Below are 12,066 nucleotides of genomic sequence, written 5' to 3' on the forward strand. Positions count from 1 at the left end.
AATCAGAGGTTCCCAGATCGCCCATGTCTCGTCCGTAAAGGTGCCTGTTCTGTCTCCTTCTTCCATCCCTACAATATGGGAAGAAATTCAAGATCTAACAGGCCCTAGCTGAGTGTCAGATGGTTTGGGAATGGGGTATTCATTATAAAAGTCTGCGGTCGTTCGGCGGATCGACAAGCGTGTGCTCTGGATGTTGAGTTCATGTTCGGTTTGACTGTGCTCTTCTGAAAGTAGTTTTCGAAAGTCTGCTGCTTTGACTTTTGCCAGGCGGGTAAAGCTTCCTACCAGAAGGCCATTACTGGTTTCGATAATATGAGCGCCCGGTCGTGTCTCTTTACGGTCGCCTTCACGCAGTATCAGGGAGTGGTCTTTCAGGGCGGCCCGGAAAGCCTTTAACCCGTCTGATTGCGACCAGAGGGACGTGACCAGCTTTTTCAGAACTGGAAGATCAAGTCCTTGCCGTTCGGTGATACGTCGCGCCTCGGATGTATAGGCAGCGCGGGGTTTTGCATCATGAGAAACGGGAACGAGCGCATCGACCTATTCCGCTTCACTGTGACGACATTCCTTGCGCAAGGCTTTGGCAATAGCCCTGTCATGTCGACCAGCCACCAGTTTGTGCCCCAACCGGATTTCTTCAAGGCGCGCGACTTTTTCCATGCGCATCCATGTGAACCGGCTTTCCAGAACATGATCCTGTTGCCACTCTGGCAGGATCAGGTGACCATGGGTGCTTCCGTCCTTCTGGTGGATGACAAGGGTAAGGTGTTCGGGGTCTGCGTGGAGTTCGTCACACAGATGACGGGCAAAGGCTGAAAGCTGTTCATCGGTCATGGCTTCATCTGGATTGAAGGCGATATGACGGAGACCGTATTTTAGCCCTTCGCGGTTGGCTTTGCGCATATGGTCATGCAGAAGCCATTCAGATCCAGACAGAACTTTAATGGCTTCATTCTTAGCGCCATGCAGAACATGCCGAGCAATGGCACCGGCTCCGCTCTTTGTTGTGATCCTACTTTCCTTGACGATCATGGGTCATGCTCTCACAGGACTTTCAATGACGCGTCATGTGAGCTTCATCGCACCGGCGACGGGCTGGCCGAATGGAAGGGCTTTTGCGTGATCGTGACAGTATCTGGTCGAGCTGACAGATCAGCGTGTCAAGATCGTCGAGCACACATCCGCACCGGACGGCATCCTCGCAATTTGCAGAACGGGCTAATTGATTAAGGTTGTTGCCGATCCGGGAACGCTGATGGCGTATTCCGCGCAGTTCCTCGGGAACAGGTCGGCCATCATGGTCAGACAGTTCTGCACTGGTCAGCAGAGAACGTATCCAGTGGGCTGTTGTAGCATGGCTATGAGAGCGAGCGATATGGTTCCAGCGCATCAACTCATCTGGGGATGCTCTGACGGAAAGACGAGATGTTCGAGGTATAGGCATACTTGGTCTCCTTGCTTAAGAGGGGGTCAACGGGGGAGATTTCTTCCCCTTGCCAGCTGTCGAATGGACCCGGAACGGGTAGCCATTTGACACTGCTGGCTCCTCTTAAAGATAACCTATCGAGATGCCCGATTTCCCGTTTTTGTTTTTATGCAAGAAGCGAAAACGAAAAAAGTGGATATAATAGCAGTAGCTCAAAAATTGGGTCTTCGCGGTCGGGTCACTACTGGTATGATTGAAAAAAGCTGTTGTAGTGGTGATCTCCCACAAATAGGCATTGTGGATATCCGTGAATTCTCAATCAGGTAATCGGTATAGCCGTTCAGGGAGTTGTCAGCTTCATCTGCTATAATAACAATTCTATCGCAGTCCTTTCTCATGATGAAACATACAATCGGCGGAATTTTATGTGTGGTCAAAGTATCGATTCTCTGGCTGTAAAATTTAGGTCAAAACTAACGATCATATGTATCGTAGAAGCTGATATATGTCATATCTTGTTTGTTTTTCTGTTTTTCTTAGCTTCTTTTGGGTTTGCTTCAGAAGTGAAAGCCGAGAATTTCACATTTACTCAGGCCGTAGAAGATGCCTGGTCTATTGATCCTGATCGCAATGAATTGACTACAAATTATCACTCGGCATCAAGACGGGCTGTGGCTGCTAGGTCGTGGTTTGCTGGTGGTCCAACTGTGTCAGGCCAGTATTTTGATGACCATGCCATAGGTAGTAACGAAGGATACACAACCTACCAGGGTGGTGTGTCTGTTCCTTTTTGGCTTCCTGGACAAGGTAGCGCAACTGTGGGAGTTGCTAGAGCAGAAGCGCTTACCATCCAGGAACGGCTGCATGTGGCGCGAATGGCGGTGGCCATGAGAGTTCTGGATACATCAGCCAACGTCGTTATGGCTCAGCGCCGACTGGCAATCGCACGCATCCAGAAAGACACACTGGAAAAAATCCGGGCCTCAGTAATCCATGGGAAGCACATCGGGGAGGTGACTCTTGCCGATCAGCAGATCATCGCTTCTGAAATCGCAAATGCAGCCGATGAATATTCCCAGTCTGAAGAGCGGGTCGAGACAGCGACCTCAGCGCTTCGTATCTTGCTGGGTCGCCCGACCGTCCCCGATATCCTCTCTTTTGACAATGTGGCGTTAGCGCATGACGGACTCTTCTCTGCCGAAGCTCTCGAAAATAATGACCCTCGCGTCAGAGCCGCCCGTCAGGCCGTGCGTACAGCGGAAGCTGGCGTGCATCTCGCCAAAGCCTCCTTCATGCCGAACCCTGAAGTTGGCGTAGCTGCAATTCACGAAAAACAGTATGGCAGCCCGTGGGGCGACCGCGTGGGGGTAACAGTTTCCATCCCGCTTCCCAGCGATGTCCGCAACGTCCCCATGGAAACGGACGCCCGCAACAAGCTGGCAGCGGCTATCAGTCAGGAGCAGCAGGCTCGCCGCAACGTCAGGCAGGAACTTGCTCAGGTTTTTTCTCATCTGACAGCCACGAAAGATATGTTCAGAAATTCTGTTCTGTCCGCCGAGAATATGAACAGGCGCGCAAATGAGATGAATCGATCATGGCAGGTCGGTGAGACATCATTGGTCGAACTGTTACGAGCCAGATCCGCTGCCAGCAGTGCTTTGCAGCTCCGCAATCAGGCGGAAGTTGCCTGGGACGCTGCCATCATACGAACATTGATCGCCGCAGGAGAATTCCAGTGACTACTTCATCTGCCTCCATGAAAGACTGGAAATATTTACTCTGTATCATGATTGTTTTTCGTATTACTGAGTCGCCTGCACGAGCCGCTGACAGTGCGTCGACTGTTGTAATGGGAGAGGCGGCGCAGAAGAATTCTGCTCTGGTAATCTCGATCGCAAGGAGTGGTACACTCGCAAAAAATCTGGATGCAATGGGAACCGTCACAGCCGAGGCGGGGCATGTCGTCCGTATTCACCCGGCAGGGTCCGGTAAAGTTCTGAATGTTGCTGTGGTACCTGGTCAGCATGTGCACAAAGGAGAGACGCTTCTTACCTATCAGGATCATTCATTACATCTGGTCCGCCTTGAAATGACAAGAGCACAGGCGGCACTGACGACAGCGTATGCGGCCTCTCAGAATGCAGCGTCAGCCTATCACCGGGGGCATGAACTGGAAGGAACAACAGTTGCAGCAGGAGAGACCAGGCGTCGCCTGGCCGTATTCCAGGCAGCAAAAGACGATGTTATAGCCCGACAGGCTGATGTAGATACGCTGAAGCATCAACTTGAAGAAGAATACAACTCCGTTACGGAATCAGATAAAGCCCAGACCAGTCCGCTGGACGAGACATCGTCAATCATTGCGCCGACCACAGCAGAAGTACAGAGTGTGTTCGTTGGCGTTGCTGACGACATTTCCCCTGCGACGGAACTGATAGGCCTGACAGACATGTCATCTGTATGGATTGTTTCTGACATCCTGCCTCAGGATGCCGCTCAGGTGGTCCAGGGCGGCGAGCAGACCGCCGAACTCACATCGGACACAGGGACGACATTACTGAAATCGAAAATAACTTCAGTAGGGAGCATGGCGGATCCGGTCACAGGCCTCGTCCGCGTCATAAGCACGGCCTCCAATCCAGATGGCAGTCTTCATCCAGGCATGTTCCTCAATACCCATCTGCCAACACGCGAAAAGACGGCAGGCATCATTGTGCCGGAGAACGCTGTCACAGAAATCAACGGCGTAAGCACTGTGTTTGTGCCGGTGAGTTCAAACCGGTTTCGACCACAGGAAGTGCATGTTGGTGTTACGGGCAATGGACAGAAAGTCATTACCTCTGGCCTCTCCGCAGGTGAGCGGATCGTAACGCAAGGCGCATTCGCCCTGAAGGCGGTGATGCTGGTGTCAGATATGAATGATGGAGACTGAGAGCGTCATGCGTAGCGTTCTCTCCGCCCTGCAGACCCGACGCTGGCTGGTCCTTGGGGTAATCTGCCTGACGTTCATCGCCGGGTGTATGATCGTGCGTGGCCTTCCCGTGGAAGCCGTGCCCGACATTTCGCCCCGGCAGGTGCTCGTTTCTGTTGTTGCTCCGGGCCTCGCTACGGAAGAAGTCGAACGGCTGATCACCTTTCCGATCGAGGCCAGTATGGCCGGCATCCCGGAGATGACAGATCTCCGGTCGGTCTCCCGTTCAGGAGTCTCGGTCGTTTACATCCAGTTCGCGGATGAGACGGACATCAATCTTGACCGTGCCCGTGTGGAAGAACGGATTCAGCAGGCCAGAGGCACGATATCTGTGCCGGGAGTCAGTGTGAATATCGGGCCACTCGCTACAGGCCTTGGTGAAATCATGCAGTTGCAGATCAAAGGCGACAGTTATTCGCTGATGGATCTGAACCGTCTGATGACATGGACTGTCGCGCCGCAGTTGAAACTGGTTCCAGGCGTCGTGGACGTCAACGTGAACGGCGGTGCCGAACAGACATTTCAGGTCGCTCTCGATCAGGCCCGCCTTATGGCACTGGGTGTGTCAGTTGATGACGTCTTCCGGGCGGTGGATGGCAATAACTCCGCATCAGGAGGTGGATGGATTGAGCATGGTGAAGAACAGCAAATCGTTGTCGGACGCGGCCTGATCGGTTCACTTGATGACTTTGGGTCCATTCCCGTCCGGACCAACACCAACGGTTCCGCCATTTTTCTGCGGGATGTCGGGCACATTTCCATGGGACCGAGAACACGACTTGGTGCTGTCACGCGTGATGGTCAGGGCGAGGTTGTCATTGGCGTCATCATGATGCGCATGGGAGCGAGTTCCGACACCACCTTAGCTGCCATCGAAGCAGCACTTCCCGGCATTCGTCAATCTCTCCCTAAAGGTGTGACGCTTGACCCTTATTATGTGCGTTCGACGCTGACAGACAGCACCATCAGGACCGTGAAGGAAAATCTTGTCGTTGGAGCACTCTTGGTCATCAGTGTTCTGATCGTGGTGATCGGTGACTGGCGGGCGTCCCTGGTTATCGCGTCTGTCATCCCGTTTGCGCTCGTCTGTGCCATGACTGGAATGCGCTGGTTCGGAATTTCCGCCAATCTGCTCAGTCTTGGCGCCATCGACTTCGGCATGATCGTCGATAGTTCCCTCGTCGTGGTCGAAAATCTCATGACCCATCGTGCTCGTGACCGGGCCAGTGGACAGAATACGTCGCCGGCTTCTCTCGCAGTCTCAGCAGCAACCGAAGTACTCCGTCCCGTAAGTTTCGGCATTCTTGTCATTGTGATGGTCTACCTGCCGATCCTGACATTGCAGGATATCGAAGGCAAAATGTTCCGCCCCATGGCGCAGACGGTCATCATGGCGCTGTTGGCCTCTCTGTTTTACTGTGTTGTCGGGATACCGGTGATTGCGGCTTTGGCGATGAGGTCTGCAAGTCATCATGACGATACCCGTCTGGTTGCTTTTCTTCGTCGTGGTTATGGTCCTGTGCTTAACTGGTGTGAAAACCGACCACGGACCCTGTTTGGCACAACTTTCGCGATTTTTGCTTTTTCTGTCTGGATCGGTCTGCATCTGGGTGGCGAGTTCATTCCGTCTCTCGACGAAGGGGCCCTGACGGTAACTACGACACGACTGCCCAGCATTTCGCTGCCCGAGGCTTTGAAGGAGGTCAACCTTCAGGAGCGTATCCTGCGTCGCTTTCCCGAGGTCACCAGCGTTGTGAGCAATACAGGAACATCAGCCATTCCGACTGATCCGATGGGCGTTAACGAGACAGACAGTTTCATTTTTCTGAGGCCACCATCACAGTGGACCACGGCGCATACGCAGGAGGGGCTCGTTACGGCGATGAGTCAGGTGCTGAGCACTGAACTGCCCGGAATGGAGCAGTCATGGAGCCAGCCAGTGCAGATGCGGATGGATGACCTCCTGTCCGGTGTCAGGACCCAGATTGCCGTTTCGATCTATGGGGATGATCTCGCTACGCTGGCGCGGCTGGGGGACAGGGTAGCGAGTGTCATGAAAACCATTCCCGGTGCGGCTGACGTGGCTCCACAGGGAGACGGCACCGTTTCGTTCGTCCATATCGACATTGATCGTCGAAAGGCGGCGCGGCTGGGTATTTCCCAGCAGGAACTTCTGAACGTAGTTGAAGCGGTCGGCGGTCATATTGGACGGCCCGTCACAGTCGGTAACGCACTGATCAGCACGCAGGTCCGTTTCGATCCCGCCCAGGCAGGCACACGTGACCAGATCGCCCGCCTGAGAGTCCGCCGCGCCGATGGCCGAGGAGCGGTCCTGCTTTCAGAGATCGCGGAGGTCACGCTACAGGACGGTCCTCCCCGTATCAGCCGGGATAATATCCGCCGTCGTCTGATCGTGCAGGCCAATGTTCGTGGGCGAGACCTCAGCTCCTTTGTTGCCGAAGCACAGAAGGCAGTCAGCAGAAAAATTACCATGCCTCCCGGTTATCGCATCGTGTGGGCGGGTCAGTTCCAGAACCTGAAGTCAGCCATGGCACGCCTGGGAGTTGTCGTGCCGATTGCATTGGTATTGATTTTTGCCCTGCTTGTCGTTGCGCTGAATTCCGTCTGGCTGGCCGGGCTTGTTTTCGTCAATCTGCCAGTTGCCGCGACAGGTGGCATCCTGGCCCTCGCTCTGCGTGGCCTGCCATTCAGCGTCTCCGCGGGGATCGGTTTTATTGCGCTGTTCGGTGTGGCGGTTCTGAATGGCGTGGTACTCATCACCGCCATTAATTCCCTGCGCGTGGCGGGCCGGGATGCTGCTCGTGCCGCGTATGACGCCGCGGAAGAACGTTTCCGGCCGGTCATGGCGACAGCTCTGGTCGCCAGTCTTGGTTTCATTCCCATGGCAGTCTCGACCAGTGCCGGTGCCGAAGTTGAACGCCCTCTGGCGACCGTCGTCATTGGTGGTCTGATCTCCTCGACACTCCTGACCCTGCTTGTGCTGCCCTCCCTCTACGCGCGTATCATGAAAAATCGCATCGCATGAAAATCCTGATTATCGAAGACGAGCCCGCTCTGGGCTCGGCAGTAAGAGACCGCGTGCGCCAGGCCGGACATGTCGTCGACTGGTTCAAAACCCTGACAGATGCCCGGGCAGCCCTTATTGCCTCTTCTTATGATTTCCTACTGCTGGATCTTGGTCTTCCAGACGGTAATGGTCGGGATCTGCTACGGGAAATCCGGCGGGACTGTTCATCTTTGGCCATCCTGATCACGACAGCTCAGGATCAGGTCAGTGACAGAATCGCGGGGCTGTCAGAAGGCGCGGATGATTATATTGTCAAACCTTATGATCTCGACGAACTCGTTGCCCGTATCGACGCTGTTGCCAGGCGTTACGCGGCCCTTCCAGACAATGTGGTCATGGTGGGCACTATCAGGATCGACCTCGCGCGCCGTCAGCTTGAACGCAATTACCAGAAGGTTGATCTGTCTGCGCGTGAATGGGCTATTGTCGAACTTCTTGCACGCCGGCCTGGAGCAGTCTGCAGTCGTGAGCAGATTGAAGACGCCCTTTATGGTCTTAGTGACGATGTGGAAAGCAACGCCATTGAAGTTTTCGTCAGTAGGATAAGGAAGAAAACCGGACCTGGTCTGATCATGACAGTCAGGGGTAGAGGCTATTGTCTCGCGGAGAACACGTCCCGATGAAGCGCTGGAGTCTGGCGTCCCGTATCGTGTCCGGAACACTGATCATCGTGCTTGGCGCACTGGTGCTTCTCAGTATTCTTGTTGCGGCCTTTACCCGATATGAAGTTACGGAGCGTCTTGACAACTCGTTACAGGAAGTGGCCGAGCGTCTGGAGTTTGTCATCAGTGAACTGGACAAAACCGACAAGGCTTCCGCCACCCCAGGTGGTCAGATTGCGCAACTCCCCGGGGTGAACCGGCGAACGCTGGCCTACCAGATCACCACACCGGACGGTCGCCTTGAGGTCAGGTCACAGAATGCGCCGGAGACGCTATTCGTACCACGTCTGAAGTCAGGATTTTACAACATCTCATTATTCAGAGTGTATGTCGTACCATCAGCGTCTGGTCGCCATTACATTCTGGTGGGTGAGCCGACTTTTCACAGAAATGAAGCTGTCAGGCGGGCTATTCTGATTTCAGTTCTGCCAATGGTAATATTTTTCCCGGCGATCTGGGTTCTGGTCCGCTGGCGTGTCCGTCGCGCCATGCGTCCTCTGACCAGCCTTCAGCAGGAAATCAGGAGCCGGGGAGGATCGAATCTGGCCCCCGTTCCCCCATTGGATCTCCCCGAAGAACTGGTGTCCATTCACTCGGCCGTCAATCTTCTGCTTGAACGTCTGAAAATGGCGCTTTCGACAGAGCGCGCTTTTGCGGCCAACGCGGCCCATGAGTTGCGCAATCCAGTAGGAGCGCTTCTTGCGCAGGTTCAGGTTCTCAGAAATTTACTTGTAGGGTCGGACTATGAAGAGCGTGCAACGATCATCATGCAGCAGGCCCGCAGAATTGGCCGGATGATGGAAAAGCTGCTTCAGCTTTCACGAGCGACATCAGGGATCGCACTGACAGGGAACATGTTCGATCTGGTGCCTGTCATTCGATTTCTGGCAGAAGAACTGGAGCGGGAAAAAACCAGACGATTGAATTTTCTGGAGCATCTCATCTCATGATCCTGGGCGATATGGATGCAACAGGTATCCTGTTTCGCAATCTTCTCGAAAACGCCGTTCTTCATGGTTCATCTGCGCAAGCCGTCAGTGTGATCATCACGCAAGATCATAAAGTCCTGATCTGCAATGATTGCGAACATCTGCCATCTGAAATTTTGCGGGATATGGAAAAGCCTTTCGTCAGAGGAAAGACCGATGCCGAAGGCAGCGGCCTCGGCATGGCGATTGCGCGACAGATAGCTCAGCAACTGCATGCCGACATGGTGGTGAGTTCGCCTATACCTGGAACGGACAGAGGCGTCCTAGTGACAGTGCGATTGCAGGTCAGTTAGATCAAAGATTACGTCTGAGCGGACCAGGAACTCTGACGCTCTATCCATCAGATCCTGGGACTAAACAGTTCGCGTCCGCTGAGACGTTGCATTTCGGAATACACGACGTCGAAGCGTCCACGTCGTGCATTCCATGTTGACCAAATTCCATGTCCAGTTTTTCACTACGCTATTTGCCCCAGAACGATTCCTCCCACTGCACTGAGAACAACGACGACCATTGGTGGCGCTCGCCAGAGTGTCAGCAGAGCGAAGCCGACAAGGACAAGTCCAAAATCGCCTGATGACTTGACGGCACTCGTCCAGACAGGTGTGTACAATGCCGCGCCCAGCAGGCCGACAACACTTGCATTGACACCACGCATGACCGCCTGCGCTGCAGGACGACTACCGAAGGAATCCCAGAAGGGCAATACACCGATGAGGATGAGGATCCCAGGCAGAAAGATACAAAGCAAGGCAAGGAAGGCACCCGCTACACCGTGGGGTGGGAGTTTGACGATCACACCGAGATAGGCAGCAAACGTAAAGAGCGGTCCCGGAACTGCCTGTGCTGCGCCATAGCCGGCAAGAAAAGCGTCATTACTGACGAAACCTGGTATCACAAAAGCTTCTTGTAATAATGGCAGCACCACATGACCGCCGCCAAACACGAGCGCGCCAGACTGGTAGAAGGCATTGAACAGTGAAAATCCTCCGGGTGCGCCATGGCGTCCAAGGATAGGGAGAGCAAAGAGCAACATTACAAAGACCAGAAGTGCAGCCGCCCCAACACGGCGCGATACGGGCACGGTGACATGTCCGCTGTCCGATGGGGCAAATAGCGCGACAGAACCGCAGGCCGATAATGCCGCCGATGGCAATAGCGCCGATCTGGGCAAAAGGCGAGGTAATGAGAAGAATGGTGAGCGCAGCTATCACCGCGATGGAACCGCGGATCCGATCCGGACACAGCGTTCGCGCCATGCCCCACACGGCCTGTGCGACTATGGCCACGGCGACGAGTTTCAATCCATGCAAAAGACCGAGGTCAATCGGCCCCCTGAGTGCGTGCACTCGCGCCATAGGCGAAGAGAACAAGGACGAATGCCGAAGGCAGAGTAAAGCCGATCCACGCGGCGACGCCGCCAAGATAGCCGGCCCGCATCAGACCAATAGAAAACCCCACTTGGCTGCTCGCCGGACCGGGCAGAAACTGGCAGAGCCCTACAAGATCCGCATAGGCGCGCTCATCAAGCCACCGGCGTCGGACGACAAACTTATTGCGGAAATACCCGATATGCGCGATCGGTCCGCCAAAGCAGGTCACGCCCAGCCGGAGGAAAATAAACAGAACTTCCCATGCGGTGGCCGTTCGTTGACGTTCTGGCGCTCGACTGCAGGGCGCGGTGGTCATCGGGGTGAGCCCTTTAAATTCCGGACAGGTTCAAGGCAGGTATCGTACGCATTTTAAGAACGCTATGCCAACAGATCGACTCCTGCAATCACAAAAAGTCTGCATAAGTCTGCGAGGAATGGTAATCATTTCTCCCTTAATAAGGCGAAGCATAACCTGGTGCTGTCGGGTAGGTTGGCGCTTCGGAACCAACAGTAGCAGCGACAACCCCTGCGATAAGACTGGTTGCTGCAGCCATCAGAAGATACTGTTCGCCTGACTGGATCCAATAATAACCTACAGGGGGAGCCCAGAGCCCCCGCCGTCCTCGCCAGTCACTGACCATCCAGCGCTGCTCACGCGGGCCGGAATAATAGTCGCCTCTCCGCCAATGTTTCATGTGGCCATAGCCATGACCCTTATCGTGATGGTCATGCACTCCACGTGCCCAGGGAGGGGCTGCATAAGCAGAGGAACAGGTCATAAAAAGACTGACTGACAGGAGAGCTATCGTGAATCGTTTTGTCATAGGCACCTCCTATGAGGCTCATGAAGAAAGCACGGCCTTACGGCTTTTGTGTGAACAGAGGATTGGCGCGTTGATCTCCATGCAGCATCATACGGTCTAAAACCCCGTCTTTCAGAATAACCTGATGGAACACCGCCGCCATACCATGGCCTGTTGCAATCGCGACAACCAACCATGCATTCCAGTGATGGATGGTTTGAATCCAATGAAGTAGCGCAGCCGGGAAGCGGGTAAATGGTGAGGGTATCAGGAAGCCAAAAAAACTCATGGCCTGTCCCGCTCCCCATCGCCAGAGGTAGCCAAGAACGATCTCAGCCAGAAGCAGCACATAGAGCGTATATTCCACGCTCATGACAAAGCAACGGTCGAGCGGCCTCAGAAGGTATGACAACTGACGGCCTTTCGTCAGGCGCCAGGCAATGCGGAACCCCATGATGGCCGTCAACAGGATGCCTGCTGTCAGATGCGCAACGACCATCAGATGATGAACTGGTTTTGCAGGCCAACCCCAGCTTTCGCCAAGAGCAAACTGAAACAGCACCAGAAAGGCGGTTGCCCAGTGAAAGGCAATCGTCGGCCAGTCATAGCGCTGGGTATGCCTGATATCCAGCATGCGCCTCCTCCTAGGGCCTGTTAGCACTTGATCCAGTCTGCAGCGGCAGCGATGTGTATGACGGCAAGGAATGACGCCGCTGTTTTTTCGTATCTGGTCGCGACTGCACGCCACTCCTTG

10 protein-coding genes and 2 pseudogenes are annotated in these 12,066 nt (G+C 54.5%); 5 read left to right on the forward strand and 7 right to left on the reverse strand.

Annotated elements, in window-relative coordinates:
- Positions 1–540: 540 nt before the first annotated feature.
- Both HKD24_RS14240 and mobC read right to left on the reverse strand, forming a co-directional pair.
- Positions 541–1,032 (reverse strand): relaxase/mobilization nuclease domain-containing protein, encoded by a 492-nt coding sequence (locus tag HKD24_RS14240; RefSeq protein WP_228124453.1) that lies wholly within the window; start codon positions 1,030–1,032, stop codon positions 541–543.
- 22 nt (positions 1,033–1,054) lie between these two features.
- The gene (gene mobC / locus HKD24_RS14245) at positions 1,055–1,444 is read right to left on the reverse strand and encodes a plasmid mobilization relaxosome protein MobC (protein WP_194260854.1); all 390 of its coding nucleotides are present in this window, start codon (positions 1,442–1,444) and stop codon (positions 1,055–1,057) included.
- 497 nt (positions 1,445–1,941) lie between these two features.
- Between mobC and HKD24_RS14250 the strand changes: the two genes are divergently transcribed.
- The 5 genes and pseudogenes from HKD24_RS14250 to HKD24_RS14270 all read left to right on the forward strand — a co-directional run bounded on the left by HKD24_RS14250 (position 1,942) and on the right by HKD24_RS14270 (position 9,429).
- Positions 1,942–3,165 carry a TolC family protein gene (locus tag HKD24_RS14250; RefSeq protein WP_228124455.1) on the forward strand — a complete coding sequence of 408 codons (1,224 nt, stop codon included), beginning with the start codon at positions 1,942–1,944 and terminating at the stop codon, positions 3,163–3,165.
- Positions 3,162–4,358, forward strand: a complete 1,197-nt coding sequence (locus tag HKD24_RS14255) for an efflux RND transporter periplasmic adaptor subunit (RefSeq protein ID WP_322783335.1) — start codon at positions 3,162–3,164, stop codon at positions 4,356–4,358. Before HKD24_RS14250 ends, HKD24_RS14255 begins: the two co-directional genes overlap by 4 nt.
- A gap of 7 nt (positions 4,359–4,365) precedes the next feature.
- Positions 4,366–7,443 (forward strand): efflux RND transporter permease subunit, encoded by a 3,078-nt coding sequence (locus tag HKD24_RS14260; protein ID WP_194260856.1) that lies wholly within the window; start codon positions 4,366–4,368, stop codon positions 7,441–7,443.
- A complete protein-coding gene (locus tag HKD24_RS14265) occupies positions 7,440–8,108 on the forward strand; it encodes a response regulator transcription factor (RefSeq protein ID WP_194260857.1) in 669 nt (222 codons plus the stop codon). Before HKD24_RS14260 ends, HKD24_RS14265 begins: the two co-directional genes overlap by 4 nt.
- Positions 8,105–9,429: pseudogene (locus tag HKD24_RS14270) on the forward strand (sensor histidine kinase). The gene HKD24_RS14265 and the pseudogene HKD24_RS14270 overlap by 4 nt, the downstream one beginning before the upstream one ends.
- A gap of 164 nt (positions 9,430–9,593) precedes the next feature.
- Here HKD24_RS14270 and HKD24_RS15670 read toward each other — a convergent pair.
- From HKD24_RS15670 to HKD24_RS14290, 5 genes and pseudogenes are all read right to left on the reverse strand, one after another.
- Complete coding sequence (locus tag HKD24_RS15670) at positions 9,594–10,220, reverse strand: chromate transporter (protein ID WP_322783336.1); 627 nt, start codon at positions 10,218–10,220, stop codon at positions 9,594–9,596.
- Between the two features lie 239 nt (positions 10,221–10,459).
- Positions 10,460–10,825, reverse strand: a complete 366-nt coding sequence (locus tag HKD24_RS15675; protein WP_228124456.1) for a chromate transporter — start codon at positions 10,823–10,825, stop codon at positions 10,460–10,462.
- A 136-nt stretch (positions 10,826–10,961) separates the two neighbouring features.
- Positions 10,962–11,333 (reverse strand): RcnB family protein, encoded by a 372-nt coding sequence (locus tag HKD24_RS14280; protein ID WP_194260858.1) that lies wholly within the window; start codon positions 11,331–11,333, stop codon positions 10,962–10,964.
- A 37-nt stretch (positions 11,334–11,370) separates the two neighbouring features.
- Complete coding sequence (locus tag HKD24_RS14285; RefSeq protein WP_035374576.1) at positions 11,371–11,946, reverse strand: cytochrome b; 576 nt, start codon at positions 11,944–11,946, stop codon at positions 11,371–11,373.
- 20 nt (positions 11,947–11,966) lie between these two features.
- Positions 11,967–12,066, reverse strand: a pseudogene (locus HKD24_RS14290) (IS5-like element ISMex42 family transposase); the annotation flags it as partial.

The sequence above is a fragment of the Gluconobacter vitians genome (assembly GCF_015244565.1).
GTDB lineage: Bacteria > Pseudomonadota > Alphaproteobacteria > Acetobacterales > Acetobacteraceae > Gluconobacter > Gluconobacter vitians.